Below are 21,487 nucleotides of genomic sequence, written 5' to 3'. Positions count from 1 at the left end.
TAGTTAGCACCCAACCCGCAATGCCGGGCAAGGGTCTGACCCCGTACGGGGTCAGACCCCGCGTCGGTTTGGGGTGCTGCGACGGGATTCAGGCCGCAGCCTGGCCGAAGCGGTAACTACTGACGGCCAGTGCACCCATAAAAGCATCCTCGTGGTATGGCATGGCGGCGGGGTCGTTTTCCGCCGCGCCCAGCACCACCATCAATGGCAGCAGATGCTCTTCGCGTGGATGCGCCACGCGTGCTGCTGGCGCCTGTTCCCACTGCATCAGCTGTGCGCTGCGCTCGGCCGGCGGCAGCGCCATGGTCTGCTGCAGCCACTGGTCAAATGCATGCGATGCCGACGCGCCCTGCGCATTGAAGGCGCGCAGGTTGTGGTAACTCAGCCCGCTGCCGATAATCAGCACCCCTTGTTCGCGCAAGGGCGCCAGCAGGCGGCCGACTTCCAGGTGCGTCTGCGGATCGAGGCCGGCTTTCAACGACAGCTGTACGATCGGCACCTCCGCATTTGGATACACCGGATACATCGCACTGAATGTGCCATGGTCAAAGCCGCGCTGCGGATCGAGCAGCGCCTTGTGGCCGCCAGCCTCCAGCAAAGCCTGCACCTGCGCCGCCAGCTCCGGCGACCCCGGCGCGCGGTACTGCACCTCGTAGGTGTGCGGCGGGAAGCCGCCGTAGTCGTAAATCATCGGCGGCGTGGCCGAGGACGACAGCATGAAATCGCGGCCTTCCCAGTGCGCCGTAATCACCAGCACCGCCTTGGGCGTGACGCCGATCTGGCGCGGAATGTCGCGCAGCGAGGCGTCCAGCTTGCCGTACAGGTGGCCGACCTGGTCCATCATGAATGGCCAGGGGCCGCCGCCGTGGGACAGAAAATAAGTAGGTAGCTTCATTGGGAGAGTTCCTTTCAGCCTTCACTATAGACACGCACAACTCTGCAATCAATGCTGTAAATATAGATGGATCGTATCGAAAATATGAATGATCGGACTTGCGTCCTTGTCAGGCGTATAATGCGCGGGTCTGGTGCCTGGGAAACACGAATCCAAAGTGTGCTGCCCCCGCAACCGTCATCAGCCCGGATACCGGCCAGACAAGGGGGAGACTGCTCAGCGGCCTCCGTACGATTCCAGCCTGCGGGGACGCAGGCGGATGGCTTCTACTAAAAAAATATACCACCATGATTAGCTCCGCATTCCGTCCGCGCCTGATGGCCGCTGCTGTTTCCCTTTGCTTTATCGCCCCGGCCACCGCGCTGGCCGAAGACACCGCCGCACAAGCCGGCCAGGCCCTGAGCACCATCGTGGTCACCGGTTCGCGCTTTGACGCCGATCCGGCGCTGGCGCCGATTGGCGCCACCGTCATTACGGCGGAAGAAATCCGCCGTTCGGGCGCCAGCGACGTTAACGCGGCGATCCGCAAGGTAGGCGGCGTGTACGGCCGCCAGTCGCTGGACGGCAGCCCGGACTTCGGCCTGGACCTGCGCGGCTTCGGCACCAACAGCAGCCAGAATCTGGTGATTGTGCTGGACGGCGTGCGCCTGTCGGAAAATGAATTGAGCAACGCCATCCTGTCGACCATCCCGATCAACACCGTGGACCACATTGAAATCACGCGCGGCGGCGCCAGCGTGCTGTATGGCGACGGTGCCACCGGTGGCGTCATCAACATCGTCACCAAGCGCCCGCTGGCCAATACCCGCCGTGGCAGCATGTTCGTGCAGGGCGGCCAGTTCCACGCTGGTGAAGTGCGCGTTTCCGGCGCCCAGGCCTGGGACAATTTTGCGGCCGATGCGACGCTGGGCACCCAGCGCACCGATAACTACCGCGACAACAACGACTTTAAGCAAACCAACTTCAGCGGCGGCGCGCAGTGGTTCGCCAACCAGTTCGACCGCATCGGCTTCCGCTACGAAGGCGCACGCCAGGATATGCGCTTTGCCGGCTCGCTCAAAGAGACCGAGTTCAACGCCAATCCACGTCAGACCAAGACGCCGGATGACAATGGCTCGCTGGACAGCGATCGCCTGACTGTATTCGGCGCCTATCGCCTGTATGGCCACGACATCGCCGCCGACCTGTCTTACCGCAAGAAGACGGTGGAATCGGCTTACTTCTCCAGCTTTGGCGCTTCGAATAGCAGCTACGAGAGCAAGCAATGGCAGTTCTCGCCGCGCGTGCGCAAGCTGGGTGCGATCAACGGCATGGTCAATGAGCTGGTGGCCGGCGTGGACTTCATTAAATGGGAGCGCACCACTGCGGGCGCATTCGCCGGCGCATCCTACACGGCCGCCAGCGCCAACCAGAAATCCAAGGCGGTGTACGTGCGCGACGAACTGCGCTTCGATGCCGCGCATGAAGGCCGCGTCTCCGCTGGCGTACGCCGCGAAATCTTCGACAAGGACTTCGCCGATCCGCTCAGCTTCGGCACCAAGTCGTACAACATCGTGCAGGGCCTGAATGCGTGGGAGCTGCAAGCCAGCTACATGCCGGTCGCCGACCTGACCGTGTTCGGCAAGCTGGGTCAGAGCTACCGCGTGCCGAACGCGGATGAAAACGCGCTGACGCCGAAAACCAATAAGCCGCTGGCGCCGCAGCAGTCGCACGATGCGGAAGTGGGCGTGAGCTACGCTAACGCCATGCAGAAGGTTACTGCGCGTGTGTTCCGTCACAACCTGACCAATGAGATCTTCTACGATCCAACGTTGAACTATGGCGTCAATACCAATCTGGACCCAACCCGCCGTCAGGGCGTTGAGCTGGATGCGGAGCAGAAGATCAACGCGGCATGGAGCGTCAACGCGCACTACCAGCATGTGCAGGCCAAGTTCCGTGAAGGCGTCAACAACGGCAAGGAGATGGTGCTGGTGCCGAAGAACACGCTGAGCGCGCGCGTGAGCTGGACTGGCCAGGGCCAGAATGCCGATGTGGGCGTGCAGTGGAGCGACAAGCAGCGCTATGGTGATGACTTCACCAACCAGTGCAAGGCCGAGATGCCAGCCTTCACCACGCTGGACGCACGTTATGCACGTAAGTTCGGCCAGTGGGAGTGGGCAGTGTCGGGACAGAACCTGACGGACAAACACTACTACTCGCAGGCATTCTCCTGCACCACGGGCGTCAACCAGGGCATCTACCCATCGGATGGCCGCCAGCTGAAAGTCTCGGCGCGCTACGACTTCTGATGCGCCGCGCTGCTTTCCTGCTGGCGCTGGGCGGCTTTGGCGCCGCTCACGCGGCTATCACGGTACAGGACGACGCCGGCAACAGCGTCACCCTGGCCAAGCCGGCGCAGCGCGTAGTCTCGACCGCGCCGCACATCACCGAACTGCTGTTCGCAGCGGGCGGTGGCGAGCGCGTGGTCGGCGCCATGAACTTCAGCGACTATCCGGAAGCGGCCAAGCGCATCCCCGTCATCGGCAGCAACGCGACCATCGACATGGAACGCCTGCTGGCACTGCGCCCGGATCTGCTGGTGGTGTGGCAGACCGGGAATACTGCGCGCCAGCTGGAACAGTTGAAAAGCCTGGGCATCCCCATCTTTTACAGCGAGCCGAAAAAGCTGGAGGACGTGGCCACCAGCCTGACGCGCCTGGGCCAGCTGCTGGGTACCGACGCCACCGCGCAAGCGGCGGCAAGCGACTACCGCCAGAAGATCGGCAAGCTGACCGCAACCTATGCCCAGCGTTCGCCGGTCAAGGTGTTCTATCAGATATGGGAAAAGCCGCTGTTCACGCTCAACGGTGAACACGTCGTCAGCGACGCGCTGCGCGTGTGCGGCGGCCGCAACATCTTCGCCAGCCTGAAAGTGACAGCGCCCTCGGTCAGCACCGAGGCCGTGTTGCAGGAAAACCCGGAAGTCATCCTGGGTGGCGAGCAGCACGACAACCAGGCCGGCATCAATATCTGGAAGCCGTACAAAGGCCTGCTCGCGGTGCAGCGCAACAATCTGTTCATGCTGGACAGCGAACAGCTGGTGCGCGCCACGCCGCGCATCGCCGACGGCATCGCCGTGCTGTGTGAAAAACTGGAGACAGCCCGGCGGCATCGGCCTTAAGTTGGGCTTAACACCTAGGCCCTAAGGTGAAAATAGTGGTAATCTCCCCGCGTTTGCCACTTTCACCTCACTTGAAGGATAGATATGCGTCTCCTGAGCTTCCTGCGCCCACTGATTGCCACCGTTGCCTTTATGGCTGCCGCTGCTGGCGCCGCCGACTTCAAGGATGGCCTGGACTACAACACCGTCAACGCGCCGCGTCCGGACACCGGCAAAAAGGTCGAGGTGCTGGAATTCTTCATGTATCACTGCCCGCACTGCAATGCGCTGGACCCGTCGCTGTCCGACTGGGTGAAAAAGAATAGCGACAAGATCGTCTTCAAGCGCATGCACATGGGCGACGACCCGCAGGCCAAGGCGTTCTACACGCTGGAAGCGATGAACCTGATGAACAGCGCCATGCATGAAAAAATCTTCCATGCGATTCACAAGGAACGCAACCGCCTGAATACCGACCAGGCCTTGCTGGACTTCCTGGTGAAAAATGGCGTGGACAAGGCCAAGTACCTGGAGGCGTTCAACTCGTTTGGCGTGCAGACCAAGCTGAAACGCGCGCAGCAAGTGGCCGCGCAGTATAAACTGGATAGTGTGCCTGCTCTGGTGATCGATGGTCACTACACGACGTCACCGGCGGTGGCAGGCCATGGCCTGACCGACCCGGACGCTGCCCATGTCGCCATGTTCAAAGTGGTGGACAGCCTGGTGGCGAAGTCGCTGCAGGAACGCGCCGGCAAGAAGTAATCAAGGAAGGACGGGTAAGCTAATGAAATTCCCACGAAATGAACGGGAAGAGGCCGAAGGCCAGGTGATGAAGATTTACAAGGAATCTTCGCCTGCGCTGGAGACCCTGTTTGAATGGGCCTATGTTAATCACGTGGCGTGGAGCCTGGTGATTGTGTTCATGGGCCTGATTTTCTGGCTGTGCGTGGCGCTGGTGAATGCTGAAAACCAGCGTAATGCGCTGATGACCAAGCAGTGTGTGGATCAGGTGTTCAAGACCGAGCTGGATAAAAAGTGCCTGCGCTCGGTGCAGTCGCGTGAGCACTGGTGGCAGCACCTGACGTATGCGATGAGCCACATCAGTCCCGAGAAATGAAACAGGTCATCCTGGTGACCGGCAGCGGCCGGGGCATAGGCGCTGCCACCGCGCTGCTGGCCAGCCGGCGCGGTTACGCGGTCTGCATCAACTACCACAGCAACGCTGCGGCGGCGGAACGCCTGCGCGCGCAGATCGTGGCGGAAGGCGGCGAGGCGATTGCGATACAGGCCGATGTCGGCGTCGAGGCCGACGTGTTGCGCCTGTTCAGCACCATCGACGAGGAACTGGGGCCGCTGACGGCACTGGTGAATAATGTCGGGGTGCTGGAACAGCAGGGCAAGCTGGCGGATATGTCGGCTGAGCGGCTGCAGCGGGTCTTCAATACCAATATCCTGAGCTACTTCCTGTGCAGCCGCGAGGCGGTGCGCCGCATGTCCAAGGCGCGCGGCGGGCAGGGCGGCGGCATTGTCAACGTGTCGTCAGGCGCTGCGCGCCATGGCGGCGGCAACGTGTATATCGACTACGCGGCCTCCAAGGGCGCGGTGGACGTGATGACGCTGGGGCTGTCGAAAGAAGTCGGCCCGGAAGGGATACGCGTGAATTGCGTGCGGCCGGGGATTATCTATACCGAGATTCATGCCAGCGGCGGAGATCCCGGCCGTGTCGACAAGCTGGCGTCCACCGTGCCGCTGGGCCGTGGTGGCCAGCCGGAAGAAATCGCCGAAACCATCCTCTGGCTGCTGAGCGAGCAGGCTTCCTACGTCAGCGGCGCCATCATCGACGCCGCCGGCGCGCGCTGATCTTCAATCCTTCATTGAAAGTGCTTCAAGGGCTGGCCGCATTCTCATGCGGCGGGCCGGCGCGCACAATGGCTGCATCCACTCTTTGAAAGGAAGCGCCATGAAAGCCCTGATCGTTGCTGGTCTGTTGTCCGCAAGCGTCGCCCACGCCGACCCGGTGGTTGACGCCGCCCGTACCTACGCCGCCTTCTGGAATACCGGCGACCCGGCATTGGCGCAAAAAGCGCTGGCCCCGGACTTCATCGACCGTACCGCTGCCAGCGGGCCGCGAGCAGGGCGTCAACGGCCCGCTGCAAGCGTCCCGATTCTTCCGCACCGCCGTGCCGGACCTGAAAGCGGAAGCCACCCATATCGTGCCGAACGGCGACCAGGTGTCCGTGCGCCTGCATTTCACCGGTCACTTCACTGGCAAGTTCGGCGATGTGCAAGGCGCTGGCCAGGCCATCGACTTCCAGGCGTTCGACCTGTATCACGTGGTGGATGGCCGCATTACCGAGAACTGGCACCTGGAAGACAACCTCACGCTGCTGCAGCAAATGGGCATTAAGTAAGGTCGGCGAAACGCTCCAGCAAAAACGCTATCAGGGCCGAGATGCGCGGCGGCTGATAGCGGTTGCGGTGGTAGAGAAGATTGAGTGGCGCGCTGTCGGTGAAGTATTCATCGAGTACCGTCACCAGCCGTCCGCAGCGCAGGTCCTCGGAAATATCGAGAATGGATTTATAAGCGTAGCCTTGGCCGGCGATGGCCCACTTGCGGATGATCTCACCGTCATTGCTCTGTTGCGTGCGCCGTACGCGTACCGTGCGGCGTTCATCCGCTTCATCGTTGCTGCAGTAGCGCCATTCCTGCATCGGCCCCAGCGCCGTCACCAGCACCAGGGTCGGCAAGCAGGTCAGGTCTTCGGGCGTGGCCGGTCCGCCGGCCTGCGCGATCAGTGCAGGTGCGGCGCACACCACGCGGCGGCTGGGCGCCAGCACGCGCGCGATCATCTCGCTGTCCGCCAGCTGGCCATAGCGCAGCGCGATGTCGATATCATCCTGCACCATATTCGAGGTGTTGTCGCTCAGCGTCAGCGCGTACTGGATTTCCGGATGACGCGCGCGGAATTCATCCAGCATCGGCATCAGCACATTGCGCCCCAGGTCCGATGGCGCGGAGACTTTCACCACGCCGCGTACACTGTCCGTACCCGCGTGCAGGCTGGCTTCCGCTTCCGCCATCAGCGCCATTGCCTGCTCGCTGAAGTGGCGGTACAAACGGCCTTCCTCGGTCAGCCGCAACTGGCGCGTGGTGCGCTCAAACAGCTTGACCTGCAAGGATGCTTCGAGCCGCTGCATGCTGGCGCTGGCCGCCGCTGGCGACATGCCTTGCTTGCGGCCGGCGGCCGAAAAGCTGCCCAGCTGGGCGGCGTCGAGGAACAGACGGATCACCGAGAATCGGTCAGAGCCGTTTTGCAGGTCAGGTGTGCTCATAAGCGCCATTATCCATGAATGACGACGGTGCAGGTGGTTCCCGCCACCAGCTCCAGATTGCCGGGTTTTTGATCAATGTGAATGCGTACCGGCACGCGCTGCGCCAGGCGTACCCAGTTGAAGGTGGGGTTGACGTCGGCCAGCAATTCACGCCCCAGGTTGGCATCGCGGTCGGTGATGCCACGTGCGATGCTTTCGATGTGGCCCTGCAGCTGCGCTTGGCCGCTCATCAGGTGGACCTCCACTTTGTCGTTCACTTTCAGCAGCGGCAGCTTGGTCTCTTCAAAGTAGCCGACCACGTAGAACGACTCGCTGTTGATCAGCGCCAGCTTGGCAGCGCCGACTGCCGCAAAATCACCCGCATGCACGTTCAGATTGGTGACGTAGCCGGTGACAGGTGCCCGCACCACGGTACGCTCCAGATTCAGCTCCGCCAGGTTGCGCGCGGCCAGCGCGGCCTGGTACTGCGCCGATGCGGTGCCGGCTGCGGCTTCCGCCGTTTCCTTGCTCTCGGCCGAAACGATGGCGTTATCCAGGCCCGCGCGGCGCCTGGCTTCCTGCGTGCGGCGGCCTTTCTCCACCTGCTGCGACGCCAGCATGGCCCTGGCCTGCGCGAGGGCGTTCTCGTAGCGCGCCTTGTCGACCACGAACAGCACATCGCCTTTTTGCACCAGCTGGTTATCGTGCACCATGACTTCGGTCACTGTGCCTGCGACGTCGGCGCTGATCGTGACGACGTCTGCCTTGACCCGGCCATCGCGGGTCCAGGCGGATTCCATGTAGTGGTCCCAGGCGGAGCGGCCCATCCACAGGGCAGCCGCCAGCAACAACATGGTCAGGCAAAAGCGGAAAATTTTAGATGCGCTCACAGAAGCTCTCACAGAAAGTTGGAATTATTTGTACAGCGTGACCAGCAGGGCGCTGAAGATGCAGACGAACGTGCAAAGCCGCACCAGCGCCGGGTGCCAGCTGCGGCGGTACACGCCGATGTAGCTCAGTGCCGCATCCAGCACTAGCTGCAGCAGCACGGCGACCAGAAACACCGGCAGTACGCCGGGCAGCAGCACGCCAAAAAAATCAAGCTCACGCGGCATAAAGTTCTCCTGATTGCTGGTCCAGCAAGGACGTGTAAATGGAATGTAGATCGGTCAACGCGGTATGCAGGCGCGCGCGGCGTTCGGGCTGCGCATCGGGCAGGGCGGCACGCACGGCGGTACCGGCGTCGAGGATGGCTTGCAGCGCCGTCTCGCCACCGGTGCGGGAGGGCGCGTGCAGGTAGGCGGACAGTTCGCGCAGCACCGCTTGCAGGCTATCGCGCGCCGCGCCCGCGTGCGAAGCGGCGATCAGTTGGCGCAGCTCGATGACGGCGTGTCCCAGCTCCAGCAAGGTCAGACCCTGGCGTACCACCGCGCGCGTTTCGGCACTGGGCGCCGGCCCCGCCGCTGCATTGAGTTGACTCAGCAAGTCGCGCACGCGGTTGTCAAAGCGGCGTTTCAGGCGATGCAGGCGCGCGCTGCATGCCTGCTGCGCTTCGCGCCACAGCGCGGCAGCGACGTGGCCGCGATGGCCCATCGTGTGCTCCGGTAGCACCACCTTGAACATCAGGTAGGCTACCACCACACCCATGCTCAGCGACAGCTCGCTGCTGATGAAGGCCTCGACGTCGTAGCGCATCAGATTGGTCGGCACCACCAGTGTGGCCGAGAACATGCCGATACCGATGCCGACACCGCCCCAGCGCGGGCCGCTGCTCAGGTAAGCGCCAAACGCGAACAGCGGCAGCGCGGCCAGCACCAGCGGATAGAAATTGTCGGCTTTGGCCACCATGAAGAATTCAGTGATGAAAGCCAGCGGCATGGCCAGCAAAAAGCCTTGTAGCACCTGCTGCACCAGCGCCGTCGGACGCGGCGAGGAGGAGGCCAGCGCGCAGAAAATCGTCGCCATCAGGATGGCGTTGATGGTGGCGGGCCACGCCAGCCAGTACCACATGCCGGCCGTCAGCAGTAACGTCAGTGCGGCGCGGAAGCCGCTGGCGAAGATGATGGCGGGCGGGGTCTTGGGTGAATACGCGCCGGGATCGCTGACCTGCTGGCGTTTCTGCTGCGCCAGGCCGTGATACAAGGCGGCGAAATCGGCGAGGTTGCCGGCGAAGCGTTCCAGCAGCTCAACCGCGGTATCAAAATCGATTTGCTGCGCGCGCTCCACGGCCGGGCCTTGCGCAAGCTGCGTGCGTGCGGCGGCGATGTCGTCCGCCAGCGCATTGCGCATCTGCGCCAGGCGCGCTGCTGTCAGTTCTTCGCCCAGCGCTTGCGCCATGTGGGCATACATCGGTTCCACCAGTGCCAGCACCGGACCTTCGCCCGCTGAGCGCAATCGGTGGCTGAGCCGATGCAGCGTGTAGAAGGTAGTCAGCGCCGTCATGAACGCTGCATTGAAGGCATGCAGCTGGCGCGTGTGCGAACGCGAATGGCCGGCTTCAAAGAAGGCGGCGGCGCGGCCGGACTCCAGCGCCGCGATATCGGCCGCGAACTTCAGGTGGTTCAGTTCCGCTTCCGCCGGCGTAATGCGGTGTTCCAGCACGCCACGGCAGAAGCCAATGAAGCCGGCGTAGCGTGCCTGCACGGTACGCATCACGGCGCGCGAATGGCGGCGCGGGAAGAATACATCATGGACGACGGCGGAGCAGATGATGCCCAGGCCCACCTCCGTCACCCGCGTGACCGCCAGCGTGAACACGGACGACGGCGCGTCCACTGCCGGCACGGCAATCATCACCGCCGTGTACCCGGCCAGCACGAAGCTGTACGACTGCTGGTTGCGGTGCATGGCCGCGCCGCCCGTGCACAAGGCCACCCACAGCGCCAGGCCAAGAAACAGCACGGTCGGCGTTTGCGGGAACAGGCCCACCAGCGCCAGCGCGGCGGAGCAGCCGACCAGCGTGCCCAGAAAACGGTAGAACGCCTTTTCCAGCACCATGCCGCTGCTGGGCATCGCCAGGATAATGGTGGTGGCTAAAGCGGTGTAGGGAGCGTCGAGGCCGAGGCGGAAAGCCAGCCACAGGGCGGAGAAGGAGGCCAGCATGGCCTTGGCGACAAAGATCCAGCGTTCGCCTTCGGTATGCAGCCAGTCGGCGCTCTGCGCCTTGATCCAGCTGAACTCTCTCCGCGCCGCGCTGTGGTCCGGGGAAGGAGAGGCGGCGGGAGTTGCGTTCATGTGCTCAGGTCTAAGTGATGGCTTCTAAATTATCAAGCTGCCGTTTCAGCAGTGATTCCAATAGTTTTACTTCTTCGGCGGTGTAACCGTCGTAGGCGCGGGTGGTCTTGTTCCAGACTTCCGGCAGCACCTTCTCGGCCAGTGCGCGGCCTTCGTCCGTCAGCGAGATCATCACGCAGCGACGGTCGCCGGGGCGGTTGCCGCGCGTGATGAGGCCCTGCGATTCCAGGTCATTGCACACGCGCGTCAGGTTGGCCGGTTTTTCCATGCAGGCCTCGCCCAGCGTGGACGCGGTCGAAGTCTCATTGTCCGAGCCGTACAGCACCGCCAGCACCATGTAGCTGGCATCCACCAGTTCATACTTGCGCAGCGCGGAGTTGGTTAAATCTTTCATCCGTTTCTGGATGTGATAAGTCATACGCACCAGGCGCATCAACTCCTCTGGGAATTCCGGTATTCGGCCATGGATGTTTTTTAGGCGTTTTTTAGTCGCTTCAAAACTACTCATTGCCACTCCTCTGATATTTTTGGAAAGGATTGATTGTACTATCTAAGTATCAATGTAAATCCAGTTTTATGCCCCCACCAAGCGCTGACATCAATAATGCGTAGTTATCCAGTTGTTTGCTCGCCACTTGCGCCATCTGCTGCTGTTCGTTCAATAAGGTCAGCTGGGCGTTGATGACGTTCAGCGTGTCGGTCAGCCCCGATTGATAGGCGCGTTCCGCCAGTTGCTGCTGGCGTTGCGCCGAGGCCAGCGCGCGCTGCGCCAGCTGGTCCTGCTGTTTGACCGACGCGATTTTCACGACTGCGTTTGCAACCTCGGACATCGCCTGTATCACTGCGGCGTTGTACTGCTCCACCGCACCATCGTAGATGGCCGTCTGGTTGTCCAGTTGACTGCGCAGTCGCCCGCCTTCAAACACGGGCAGGCTGATGGCCGGAGTGATGCCGCGCATCTGCGAGCCGGATTCCAGGAAATGCCCGAAGCCCAGCGACTGCACGCCAACGAAGGCCGCCAGGTTGAGATTCGGGTAGAAGTCCTTTTTGGCCCCGGCGATGCGCGAACCTGCCGCTTCCACACGCCAGCGCTGCGCGGCGATGTCGGGCCGGCGGCCGACCAGTTCCGCCGGCAGGTTGGCCGGCACCGCGTCACTGCGGCCTGCCGCAAGGGTTAGCATCGGCCGGGTGATCGTGTCGCCGTCACCCGGTCCTTTGCCAATCAGGGCTGCCAGCTGGTTGCGCAGCAGGGCGATCGATTCGCCGATCTGCTCATGCTCGCGCCGTCCGGCCGGTAGCGTTGTTTCGATATTCGTGACCTCCAGATCAGTCGCCAGGCCAGCGGCCTTGCGGCGGCGCGTGATGTCGAGGATGCGCTGGCGCTGCGCCAGGTTGTCGGCCACGCTGTCCTGCAGCGTGTACTCCAGCGACAGCTGGATGTAGGTGCGGACGATGGACGTCGCCAGCGTCAGCCGCGCCATCTGCGATTCGGCGGCCGCCATGTGCACTTCATCCAGCGCTGCCGCCAGCGCATCGCGGTTGCGGCCCCACAAATCCAGATCGTAGGAACCGGATAGCGTGGCGGTGTTCTTCCACGCGTAGTTCCCGGCGAGCGGTGCGGGGATCGTGCTGTGCGCCGAATACAGCTCACGGTCGGCGCTGGCCGAAGCATCCACGCGCGGCTGCGTCGCGGCTTGCGCCACGCCAGCCAGTGCTTCGGCCTGACGTACGCGGGCCAGCGTCGCGCGCAGCGACGGGTTGTCGCGCAACGCGGTACTGACCAGCTGATTCAGCTGCTCATCGTGCAAAGCTTCCCACCAGCGTTCGTCGGGCCAGGCGATATTGGCGCTGGCAGCGGCGATGGCCTGGCCCGGATTCAGTCCGGCAGGCTTGAGCTGCACGGCCTGTGGCTTGACATTGCCCATGTCCGCGCAGCCGGCCAGTACGGCCAATGCCAGTGCGGGAATGACGAGGTGAGACAGCTTCACAGCGATGCTTACTTGGCGATGTGCTTGCGGGTCTGGGCGACGTCCATGTCCGCTTCGGTTTCGATCAGCGTGCCGTTCTTGCGGGCTTCGAAGAATTCCGCCTGCACTTCAGCGCGGGTTTTGCCGGCGGGTTTTTCCGCTTTGGCAGAAACCAGTGCGCTGTTGGCGACCGCAGTCTGGGCGGCGCTGGTGGTGGCTGGCGCGGTCTGCGCGAAAGCGTTGGTCACGGTGGTGGCGGTAGCGGCGATCGCAAACGCCACGGTAGCGGCAGCGGTCAGCAGGTGCTTGGTAGTGGTGCTCATGATGATCTCCTTGGTTGATGGAGTAACTATATGAGTGAATATTACATTTGTAAAGTAAAAAATTCCTATGAGCACGATAGCCATAAGCGAAATGCCGCACCGACGCTGTGGCGGTGCAATGATTGAATGAACTTTTACTAAGTTTTGATAAGGAGAGCACCATGGCTGACAGCACTCTGGACCCGGACAACATCCCGGCAGGCACCGACCGCATCCTGGGTAAAGGTCACGGCACGCGCGCACTGGGACCCAGCGATAACTCGGACAGTGGCAGCGACGTCACCGGTGAACCTGATAGCGAACTGGATAGCGATACCGATGCCCAGGGCACCGGCGAGCGCGCCAGCGTCGGCATGGAGAACATTGAAAGCGATATCGGCTTCGACCACGTCGAAACCATACCAGTGGTGGATGGCGAATTCCGCGAGCAGGTACCCGCCGACGACGAAACCGCCGAACATGATGTGCCGCCGCAGCTGCGCAGCCAGGAACGGCGCGACTGGTCGCGGACCAGCTAACTGGCGGCTGTCATCACGTCGCTGAGCCAGTCGACGAACACGCGCACGCGCGGCGACAGCTGGCGCTGATGCGGGTAGACCACCGATACCGCCATCGGTTTCGGCTGGTAGGCGCTGAGCACTTCGCGGAACACGCCGCTGCGCAGCAGATGTTCGACATGATAGCGGGGCAGCTGCACCAGCCCCAGATCATTGGCGCAGCAGGCCGCATAAGCTTCGGCGCTGCTGACCGACACGCTGCCCGGCAGCGTAATGCTGCGCTGTTCGCCGTTGACGGTAAATTCCAGGGGGAAGAACTTGCCGGTGCTGGACGAGAAAAAGTTCACCGCGCGGTGCTGCTGCGTGTGCAGGTCTTCCACAGTCTGTGGCGTACCTTGCCGGTCGAGATAGACGGCGGTGGCGCACGTCACCTGCTGTAGCGTCGCGACGCGCCGGCCCACCATGCTGGAGTCACGCAGCTCGCCCGCGCGCAGCACGCAATCAACGCCATCGCGCACCAGATCCACATAGCGGTCGCCCACGCCGATTTCCAGTTCGATGTCGGGGTAGCGGGCGAAGAATTCCTTCAACCGCGGCAGCACGTAATGCTGGGCCAGCGTGCCTTGCAAATCCACGCGCAGCTTGCCGCGTGGTGCGGCGCCGCTGTTGCCGAAGCCCGCCTCGGTTTCCTCCACGTCCGCCAGAATCCGCACGCAGCGCTGATAGTAGGCCTGTCCATCAAGCGTGGGACTGACATGGCGCGTGGTCCGCTGCAGCAGGCGCACGCCAAGCCGCGCTTCCAGCTGCTTGATGGTGTAGGTCGCCGTGGCGGCGGGGATTTGCATGTCTTCCGCCGCCTTGCTGAAGCTTTGCAGCTCAACAATGCGGGTGAAGACACGCATGGCGTTGAATCGATCCATCATGAAGATTTATTGCATGGTGTTGGCCGTATCAGCGGTGTTCCGAAGAGCCGGCCCACAGATTGATCGCGCCTTCCTGGGCCTGCGCGTCAATGTGCGCCAGTTCCTCTGCGGTGAAGGAGAGGTTCTTCAACGCGGCGACGTTCTCGCGGATCTGCGCGGCGTTGCTGGCGCCGATCAGCGTGGACGTGATGCGTTCATCGCGCAGCACCCAGGCCAGCGCCATTTGCGCCAGCGTCTGGCCACGGCGTTTGGCGATTTCATTCAGGCCGCGCACGCGCTCCAGATTGGCCTCGCTCAGATGCGATTGCTGGAGCGAGCCGCCGCCAGGGCGATTGATGCGGGCGTCGGCAGGCACGCCGTTCAGGTACTTGTCGCTCAGGATGCCCTGTGCGAGCGCGGTGAAGGTGATGCAGCCAATGCCTTCCTGGCCCAGCGTGTCGAGCAGGCCGTCGGTTTCGATCCAGCGGTTCAGCATATTGTAGGAAGGCTGATGGATCAGGCACGGCACCTTCCACTCTTTCAGCAGGCGCGCAGCTTCCGCAGTTTTCTCTGCCGAGTAGGACGACACGCCCACGTACAAGGCCTTGCCTTGCTGGACCGCGTGCGCCAGGGCGCCCATGGTTTCTTCCAGCGGCGTGTCCGGATCGAAGCGGTGCGAGTAGAAGATATCGACGTAGTCGAGGCCCATGCGTTGCAGGGATTGATCCAGGCTGGCCAGCACATATTTGCGGGAGCCGCCGCCCTGGCCGTACGGGCCGGGCCACATATCCCAGCCGGCTTTGGTGGAGATGATGAGCTCATCGCGGTAAGGCTTGAAGTCCTGCCTGAAGTGGTGGCCGAAGTTGGATTCTGCCGAGCCGTATGGCGGGCCGTAGTTGTTGGCCAGGTCGAAGTGGGTGATGCCCAGATCGAACGCGGTGCGCAGCATCTCGCGTTGCGAAGCGAGGTTGTTGGTGTCGCCGAAGTTATGCCACATCCCCAGTGACATCAACGGCAGCTTCAGGCCACTACGGCCGCAGGTACGGTACTGCATCTCGTCATAGCGATGCGGGGACGCGAGGTAACTCATTGTAAAAGTCTCCATGGTGGAATCGGGCCGGCTCATTATAATCGTCCAATCATAATTCCACAGGAGACGGTATGCGTTTGGTATTGCTGTTGGTGGCGATCGCCACCAGTGCTGCGGCCCGCGCGGATGGCGCGGCCGATCTGAAGGCGGCGCTTGAACGTTTGCAGGAGCCAGGGCCATTGAAGGCCACGCTGGAGGCGAGCGTATGGCGGCGCGAAGGCGAGGGCAAGGATGTGGAAGAAATCAACGGCCAGGCCAGCGTCAGCATCGACGATAGCGCACGTGGCATGCAGCTGACCTACAGCCGGGAGATGCTGGCCAGGCTGGATGCGGAAGCCGTCGCGCAAGCGCGCAATCCAAATGCCAAAACGCCCACCATGAGCGCGGCCAAAGACTTTGCGCCGACCGAGCTGCGGCCGATGATTTCAGCGGCGGCAATGCTGGCGCAGCGTCTGGAAAAGGCGGCGTTCAAATCGGAGAAACAGGACAGCTACCAGGGCAAGGCCGCGCGCATGCTGACCTATGCGCAGGGTATGGACGTCATCAGCGACCGTCAGCGTAAATACGTCAAGGATTTTGAGGGCAATATCTACGTCTGGATCGGCCCGGACGGTACGCCGCTGGGCAGCCGCATCGTACAGAGCTACTCTGGCCGCGCGTTTCTGGTGGTCAGCTTCAACGGCAAAAACGAAGAAAGCAGTAGCTACACGGTTGCCGGCAAACGTCTGATTACCAGCCGCTTCGAAAGCCGTGGCAGCAGCACTGGCGCTGGCGAGAAAGGGGAGTTCAAAACCACCAAAACGCTACAGCTGATGCCTTGAGGTCGGCCCACCAGTCTACGATGGCGAAAAAAAACCCGCCGAAGCGGGCTTTTGACTCAGGCTGCCGGGATCGCTCAGGCGAAGTTGGCGGCAGCGAAGTCCCAGTTGGCGAGCTTGAAGAAAGTCTCGACGAACTTAGGACGCGCGTTGCGGTAGTCGATGTAGTAAGCGTGTTCCCACAGGTCGATGGTGATCAGCGCTTTGGCGTCGGTGGTCAGCGGGGTGGCGGCGTTGGAGGTGTTGACGATGTCCAGCGAACCGTCAGCCTTTTTCACCAGCCAGGTCCAGCTCGAACCGAAGTTGCCGACGGCCGATTTGGTGAATTCTTCTTTGAACTTGTCGAACGAACCCCACTTGGCGTTGATGGCATCAGCCAGTGCGCCGTCTGGTGCGCCTTTGCCGTTCGGGGTCAGGCTGTTCCAGAAGAAGGTGTGGTTCCAGATTTGTGCCGAGTTGTTGAAAATGCCGCCCGACGATTTCTTGATGATTTCTTCCAGCGACAGGTTTTCGAACTCGGTACCTTTGATCAGGTTGTTCAGGTTGGTGACATACGTTTGGTGGTGCTTACCGTAGTGGTATTCCAGCGTTTCTTGCGAGATGGCCGGCGCCAGGGCGTCGATTGCATATGGCAGAGGTGGCAGAGTATGTTCCATTGTTCTTCCTTAGGTTTAGTGGTTGTTTCAACCGGGTGATTTTATCGAAACGACCACCATTGTAAAGCGGTTAGGCCGTCCTCGCAGAAAACACCCGGGTTTCGTGTGGATTAGCGCACCCTGCGCGTGGTTTCGCGGACGATGAGTTCCAGCGGCGGTACGGCGCCGCGCGCTTCCTCACCGTTAATGATGCGCAGCAAGGCCTGGGTGGCGATGCGGCCGATGTCGTACAGCGGCTGGCGTATCGTGGTCAGTGGCGGCGTTGTGTACGAGGAGCCCGGCAGATCGTCGAAACCGACCAGCGAAATATCATCCGGCACACGGATGCCCTTGCGGTACAAGGCCAGCCGCGCGCCATACGCACTGAGGTCATTGGCCGCAAACACCGCCGTGAACTGCTGGTGCGTATCGAACAAGCGGTTCATGGCCAGCATGCCGCTCGACTCGTGATAGTTACCCTCGACGATCAGGTGGTCGTCAATTGGGATGCCTGCTTCCTGCAAGGCGCGCTGGTAGCCGGCCAGGCGTTCGGCCGCGTCGCTGTTGTTGGCGGGGCCGGAGATAAAGGCGATCTGCTTGTGGCCCAGCTCAATCAGGTGGTGCACGGCCAGATAGGCGCCGTGTTCATTGTCCATCTTGAAGCCCAGCGCGCTGCGGGTTTGCAGCGCGCGGCCGGTGGACACGATGGGACGCTGGCCGGAAAAACTCAGCACCGTCTCATCCGACATGCGGCCCGACAGCAGGATGATGCCATCGACCTTGCGCGCCAGCAGCAGGCGGATACGGTCGGCTTCCTCTTCCGCGTTCCAGTGGCCGCTGACGATTACCGACGCATAGCCCGTGCCCTTGAGGCCATCGTCCACGCCGCGCAGCGTTTCGTCAAAGAAAGGGGAAGAGATATCCTGCACCACGATGCCGATGGTCATGGAGCGGCCTTTTTTCAGGCCCTGCGCCATCTGGTTGGGCGCGAAATTCATTTTTTCGATGGCCGCCAGCACCGCCTGGCGCTTGTCGTCCGACACCTTGGCCGTGCCGTTCAGGATACGCGATACCGTACTCGGGGACACTCCCGCCTGGCGTGCAACATCCATCAGCGTCGATGGGCCGGAGGAGTGGGGAGTGTCTGCCAACGTATTTCCTTATCGGTGTAGTTATGAAAACCTTTTCGCCGGAAGGTTACCATATTTTTCGCCTCTCTCCGCCAATTTGGAGAGTGACAGCAGATTGACTTTCTGCGGGCGGCAGTATTTAATGAAAAAGGCATTTGAAAACGTTTTCAAGAAATGCTGTGACATATAATCAAGACGCCAAATCAGAACGTCCAAACACAAGAGACAGAACGGAAAGAGACATGAAACGCGATTCTTTTTCGCACCTCGCCAACGGCCCGCGCATCCTGGCTGACATCGGCGGCAGCAGTGCCAGTTTTGGCCTGGAGACCGCGCCCAATCAAATCGAAGCCATCTGGCTGACCGAGTGCGCTGCCTATCCCACGCTGGGCGCGGCCATGGTGGCCTATTTGTCGCAGGCGGAGACGGTGGCGGCGGGCGGCTACCAGGCACGCTTTGCCGGCATCGCCATCGCCAACCCGATTGATGGCGACTGGGTGACCATGACCAACCATCACTGGTCGTTTTCGATTGAAGCCGTGTGCTCGCAGTTCAGTCTCAAATCGCTGGTGGTGGTGAACGACTTCACCGCGCTGGCGAGCGCCTTGCCGTATCTGGCGCCCGAACAAAAACACCAGATCGGCGCGGGGGTGGCGCGCGCTGGCGCGACCATTGGCCTGGTGGGCGCGGATGCCGGGCTGGGCGTTTCCGGCCTGGTGCCGGCCGGTGATCGCTGGATCGCCATTGACAGCGAAGGCGGTCACGCCACGTTTGCGCCGATGAACGAGCGCGAAATCGACATCCTGCGCTATGCGCGCCGCTACCACGAGCATGTGTCGAGCGAGCGGCTGGTGTCGGGCATCGGCTTGTCGCTGGTGTACCGGGCGCTGTGCGAACGCGCGCGCGTCGAGCCGCAAAATCTGAGTACCGGCGACATCATGGACCGTGGCCTGCACCGTCTCGATCCCGTGTGCGAAGAGACGCTGCTGGCTTTCTGCGAAATGCTGGGCACCGTGGCGGGCAATGTGGCGCTGACGCTGGGCGCCAAAGGCGGCATCTACATCGGCGGCCGCATCGTGCTGAAGATGAGCGACTTTTTCGAACGCTCCGGCTTCCGCGCGCGCTTTGAACAGAAGGGCCGCTTCTCCGACTACCTGGCCCACATTCCGACTTACGTCATCACTGAAAAAAATCTGGTCCTGAGCGGCATGTCCGCGATGCTTGCTGCCGCCTAGTTCAGCTTCAAGGAGTTGGCGATACGGCCGATCAGCGGGTCGTACACGCTCTTCGCTGCCGGTTCATATTCCAGGCTGAATTTGGCGCAGCTGGTGTTGTTGAACGTCTGTTTGGCATAGAAAATCCGGCTGCCCCTGATGCCGGATATCACCGCGAACGATTTGGTCATCCGGCTGTAGGTGATAGTCAGGCTGCCTTTTTTCTCATTCTGCTTATAGCCGTCAACAAAGCTGGCGAGCGCACGGGCGCCGTCTTCGCAATAGCTGCCGGATGCAGTGAAGCTGGCGTCGTTTCCGGGCGCGGTGAAGATCTGGCCATCGCCCGCATCGGGAACGCCTTGTCCCACAAAGGACGCTGGATAGCTGACCGCGTAGCCGTATTTGCTGTTGTCGTAGCGGAGCAGGCCGGATGGCGCCGCAGCCTGCGCCTTGCTCATCACGCCATGCTTCCACTGCCATTCTTCGGTGCGCGATTTCTGGCCCACGATAGCAGGGCTCTCCAGCATGATCGATACGCCGTCCTGGGTGAGCTTCGCATCCAGGAAGTCCATGCACTCGCCGAAGCCCTCGGACAAGCTGGCGGTGGTCTCGGAACTGATCTGGACCAGTGCAAATTCATGGCGGCAGTGCAGGCCTGGCACGTTCTTGTCGACGATGACGTAAGCGGGGCCGCTGTCAGACGAGGCCACGCGGTACAGGTTGACGGCATCGGCTTCGACCTTGCCCAGCGTTTTCCCGCCCAATGTCAGCGTGTAGACATCCAGCGACGCGCCTTGCGATGGCGAGGCTGTCAGCACGCCGTAGGGCGTTTTGATCTGCTCGTCCGGCATGCTGTACGCCGCAGCGTTGGCCGCGGCGAGAGCAAGTGTCAGTGTCAGTACAAAGGCTTTCATCATTTTCTTATAACGTCGGTTGTACGCTGTCGATGCCCACTTCGGCGCTGCCTTCGGCCAGGCGCACGTTGATGCTGCTGCGCGGTTGCAGCTGTGCTGGCGTGCGCAAAATCGCGCCCTTGCTGTCGGTGACGATGGCGTAGCCGCGCTCCAGTGTGCGCTGGGGATTGAGCAGTTCCAGCTGCGAGGACAGTGCGGCCAGGGCGTCGCGTTTCTGGTGCAACTGGCGTGCCATGCTGGTGGTGGCGCGGTGCTGCAAGCTGGCCAGCACCGAGCGCGACGCGCTGACGTCCGGCTTGCGTGCGCTCAGGCGGCCGCTCAAACGGTCCAGCTGATGGCGCGCTTGCGCCAATGGCGCGCGGTTGGCGTGCGTCATGGTGGTGGCGAAGGCGCGCAGCTTGTGGCGCTGCTGCCCGATTTGCGCCGTGGGATTCAGCAGGCGGCGCGAATGCATGTCCAGCGTTTGCTCGGCATCGTTGAGTGCGCGGCGCATGGCGCGGCGCAGGTCGATGACGTCGGCGCGCAGCGATGCCATCCAGTCGGCGCGTGGCGTGACGGCCAGTTCAGCTGCCGCCGTTGGCGTGGCCGCGCGCAGGTCGGACGCAAAATCGCAGATCGTGAAGTCGGTCTCGTGGCCGACGCCTGAAATCACCGGCATGCGGCAGTTGGCTACGGCATACGCGACTTCCTCATCATTGAACGACCACAGGTCCTCGATGCTGCCGCCGCCACGGCAAACGATCAGCACATCGCACTCGCCGCGCAGCGATGCCGTGTCGATGGCCGCCGCAATTTTCTGCGCCGCCAGCTGGCCCTGGACCGGCGTCGGGTAGAGGATCACCTGCACGTGCGGCGCGCGGCGCTGCAAGGCGGTCAGCACGTCGCGCAGTGCGGCGGCTTGTGGACTGGTGACGATGCCCACGGTGCGCGCAAACATCGGCAAGGCGCGCTTGCGGTCGGGATGGAACAGGCCTGCCGCGTCCAGCTTTTCCTTGAGCCGCTGGAAGGCTTCAAACAGCGAGCCTACGCCGGCGCGGCGGATCGCTTCCACATTGATCTGGTAGTCGCCGCGTGCGCCATACAGCGTGACCAGCGCGCGCACCTCGACCTTGTCGCCCTCGCGTGGCACGAAGCCCGCGTACTGCGCACGGCCGCGGAACATCACGGCGCGCACCTGGGCGCCGTCGTCCTTGAGCGTGAAGTACCAGTGGCCAGACGCCGCCCGCGTGAAGTTGGACACCTCGCCAGATATCCACTGCAATGGGAAGGTGCGCTCCAGCAGCCGCGCGACCGCCTGATTGAGGGCGCTGACGGTAATCACCGGGGCGGCGGCGGGGGCGGTGTCGTGAGGGTCGTCGAAGTTCATAGATTTCAAAAATGGAAACTATCCACACTATGTGCGTTTGGTCACACA

The 21,487-nt window shown here is 62.2% G+C and carries 22 protein-coding genes and 1 pseudogene; 9 read left to right on the top strand and 14 right to left on the bottom strand.

The annotated features are described in order from the left end of the window. Positions 1 to 88: 88 nt before the first annotated feature. Positions 89 to 895 carry a class III extradiol ring-cleavage dioxygenase gene (locus GTP58_RS30105; RefSeq protein ID WP_161080601.1) on the bottom strand — a complete coding sequence of 269 codons (807 nt, stop codon included), beginning with the start codon at positions 893 to 895 and terminating at the stop codon, positions 89 to 91. A gap of 287 nt (positions 896 to 1,182) precedes the next feature. Between GTP58_RS30105 and GTP58_RS30100 the strand changes: the two genes are divergently transcribed. The 6 genes and pseudogenes from GTP58_RS30100 to GTP58_RS30075 all read left to right on the top strand — a co-directional run bounded on the left by GTP58_RS30100 (position 1,183) and on the right by GTP58_RS30075 (position 6,448). Further along, positions 1,183 to 3,186: a TonB-dependent receptor gene (locus GTP58_RS30100; protein ID WP_161080600.1), complete on the top strand. Its 2,004-nt coding sequence runs from the start codon at positions 1,183 to 1,185 to the stop codon at positions 3,184 to 3,186. Then, positions 3,186 to 4,058, top strand: a complete 873-nt coding sequence (locus GTP58_RS30095) for a cobalamin-binding protein (protein ID WP_161080599.1) — start codon at positions 3,186 to 3,188, stop codon at positions 4,056 to 4,058. Before GTP58_RS30100 ends, GTP58_RS30095 begins: the two co-directional genes overlap by 1 nt. 84 nt (positions 4,059 to 4,142) lie before the next feature. Further along, complete coding sequence (locus GTP58_RS30090; protein WP_161080598.1) at positions 4,143 to 4,799, top strand: thiol:disulfide interchange protein DsbA/DsbL; 657 nt, start codon at positions 4,143 to 4,145, stop codon at positions 4,797 to 4,799. A gap of 22 nt (positions 4,800 to 4,821) precedes the next feature. Further along, the gene (locus tag GTP58_RS30085; protein WP_072787169.1) at positions 4,822 to 5,154 is read left to right on the top strand and encodes a hypothetical protein; all 333 of its coding nucleotides are present in this window, start codon (positions 4,822 to 4,824) and stop codon (positions 5,152 to 5,154) included. Then, positions 5,151 to 5,897 (top strand): SDR family oxidoreductase, encoded by a 747-nt coding sequence (locus GTP58_RS30080; protein ID WP_161080597.1) that lies wholly within the window; start codon positions 5,151 to 5,153, stop codon positions 5,895 to 5,897. The genes GTP58_RS30085 and GTP58_RS30080 overlap by 4 nt, the downstream gene beginning before the upstream one ends. A 100-nt stretch (positions 5,898 to 5,997) precedes the next feature. Beyond that, positions 5,998 to 6,448, top strand: a pseudogene (locus GTP58_RS30075) (ester cyclase). Here the strand turns inward: GTP58_RS30075 and GTP58_RS30070 are convergent. The 7 genes from GTP58_RS30070 to GTP58_RS30040 form a co-directional block, all read right to left on the bottom strand. Then, positions 6,441 to 7,370: a LysR family transcriptional regulator gene (locus GTP58_RS30070; protein ID WP_229215805.1), complete on the bottom strand. Its 930-nt coding sequence runs from the start codon at positions 7,368 to 7,370 to the stop codon at positions 6,441 to 6,443. The pseudogene GTP58_RS30075 and the gene GTP58_RS30070 sit on opposite strands and share 8 nt — an antisense overlap. An 8-nt stretch (positions 7,371 to 7,378) precedes the next feature. After that, complete coding sequence (locus tag GTP58_RS30065) at positions 7,379 to 8,239, bottom strand: efflux RND transporter periplasmic adaptor subunit (protein ID WP_161080596.1); 861 nt, start codon at positions 8,237 to 8,239, stop codon at positions 7,379 to 7,381. A 24-nt stretch (positions 8,240 to 8,263) separates the two neighbouring features. After that, positions 8,264 to 8,464: a DUF1656 domain-containing protein gene (locus GTP58_RS30060; protein WP_161080595.1), complete on the bottom strand. Its 201-nt coding sequence runs from the start codon at positions 8,462 to 8,464 to the stop codon at positions 8,264 to 8,266. Next, positions 8,454 to 10,583 carry an FUSC family protein gene (locus GTP58_RS30055; protein ID WP_161080594.1) on the bottom strand — a complete coding sequence of 710 codons (2,130 nt, stop codon included), beginning with the start codon at positions 10,581 to 10,583 and terminating at the stop codon, positions 8,454 to 8,456. The genes GTP58_RS30060 and GTP58_RS30055 overlap by 11 nt, the downstream gene beginning before the upstream one ends. A gap of 10 nt (positions 10,584 to 10,593) precedes the next feature. Beyond that, positions 10,594 to 10,977, bottom strand: a complete 384-nt coding sequence (locus GTP58_RS30050; RefSeq protein WP_371851471.1) for a MarR family winged helix-turn-helix transcriptional regulator — start codon at positions 10,975 to 10,977, stop codon at positions 10,594 to 10,596. A gap of 163 nt (positions 10,978 to 11,140) precedes the next feature. Continuing rightward, on the bottom strand, positions 11,141 to 12,571 hold the full coding sequence (locus GTP58_RS30045) for an efflux transporter outer membrane subunit (protein ID WP_373924799.1): 1,431 nt from the start codon (positions 12,569 to 12,571) through the stop codon (positions 11,141 to 11,143). A gap of 8 nt (positions 12,572 to 12,579) precedes the next feature. Then, entirely contained in the window at positions 12,580 to 12,873 is a 294-nt protein-coding gene (locus GTP58_RS30040) for a DUF4148 domain-containing protein (RefSeq protein WP_161080593.1), read from the bottom strand. Positions 12,874 to 13,034: 161 nt separating this feature from the next. Here GTP58_RS30040 and GTP58_RS30035 point away from each other — a divergent pair, with 161 nt between their 5' ends. Further along, positions 13,035 to 13,391 (top strand): hypothetical protein, encoded by a 357-nt coding sequence (locus GTP58_RS30035; protein WP_072787159.1) that lies wholly within the window; start codon positions 13,035 to 13,037, stop codon positions 13,389 to 13,391. Here GTP58_RS30035 and GTP58_RS30030 read toward each other — a convergent pair. Next, the gene (locus GTP58_RS30030; protein ID WP_161080684.1) at positions 13,388 to 14,290 is read right to left on the bottom strand and encodes a LysR family transcriptional regulator; all 903 of its coding nucleotides are present in this window, start codon (positions 14,288 to 14,290) and stop codon (positions 13,388 to 13,390) included. The two genes, GTP58_RS30035 and GTP58_RS30030, sit on opposite strands and share 4 nt — an antisense overlap. A 31-nt stretch (positions 14,291 to 14,321) precedes the next feature. After that, complete coding sequence (gene mgrA / locus GTP58_RS30025) at positions 14,322 to 15,362, bottom strand: L-glyceraldehyde 3-phosphate reductase (RefSeq protein WP_072787157.1); 1,041 nt, start codon at positions 15,360 to 15,362, stop codon at positions 14,322 to 14,324. Between the two features lie 71 nt (positions 15,363 to 15,433). Here mgrA and GTP58_RS30020 point away from each other — a divergent pair, with 71 nt between their 5' ends. Further along, complete coding sequence (locus GTP58_RS30020; protein WP_161080592.1) at positions 15,434 to 16,183, top strand: hypothetical protein; 750 nt, start codon at positions 15,434 to 15,436, stop codon at positions 16,181 to 16,183. 74 nt (positions 16,184 to 16,257) lie between these two features. On the opposite strand, the gene sodB is transcribed toward GTP58_RS30020, so the two are convergent. After that, positions 16,258 to 16,836 carry a superoxide dismutase [Fe] gene (sodB, locus tag GTP58_RS30015; RefSeq protein WP_072787155.1) on the bottom strand — a complete coding sequence of 193 codons (579 nt, stop codon included), beginning with the start codon at positions 16,834 to 16,836 and terminating at the stop codon, positions 16,258 to 16,260. A gap of 110 nt (positions 16,837 to 16,946) precedes the next feature. Further along, positions 16,947 to 17,927 (bottom strand): LacI family DNA-binding transcriptional regulator, encoded by a 981-nt coding sequence (locus GTP58_RS30010; protein WP_072787154.1) that lies wholly within the window; start codon positions 17,925 to 17,927, stop codon positions 16,947 to 16,949. Positions 17,928 to 18,187: 260 nt separating this feature from the next. On the opposite strand from GTP58_RS30010, the gene glk reads away from it, so the two are divergent. Then, the gene (gene glk / locus GTP58_RS30005) at positions 18,188 to 19,180 is read left to right on the top strand and encodes a glucokinase (RefSeq protein WP_072787153.1); all 993 of its coding nucleotides are present in this window, start codon (positions 18,188 to 18,190) and stop codon (positions 19,178 to 19,180) included. Here the strand turns inward: glk and GTP58_RS30000 are convergent. After that, entirely contained in the window at positions 19,177 to 20,076 is a 900-nt protein-coding gene (locus GTP58_RS30000; protein WP_161080591.1) for a hypothetical protein, read from the bottom strand. The genes glk and GTP58_RS30000 overlap by 4 nt on opposite strands. A 4-nt stretch (positions 20,077 to 20,080) precedes the next feature. Beyond that, complete coding sequence (gene xseA, locus GTP58_RS29995; protein ID WP_161080590.1) at positions 20,081 to 21,439, bottom strand: exodeoxyribonuclease VII large subunit; 1,359 nt, start codon at positions 21,437 to 21,439, stop codon at positions 20,081 to 20,083. Between the last annotated feature and the right edge of the window lie 48 nt (positions 21,440 to 21,487).

The organism is Duganella sp. CY15W, from assembly GCF_009857555.1.
GTDB classification, from domain to species: domain Bacteria; phylum Pseudomonadota; class Gammaproteobacteria; order Burkholderiales; family Burkholderiaceae_D; genus Rugamonas; species Rugamonas sacchari.
Note: the sequence above shows the minus strand (reverse complement) of the source record. Positions and strands in the feature narration are given on the sequence as shown.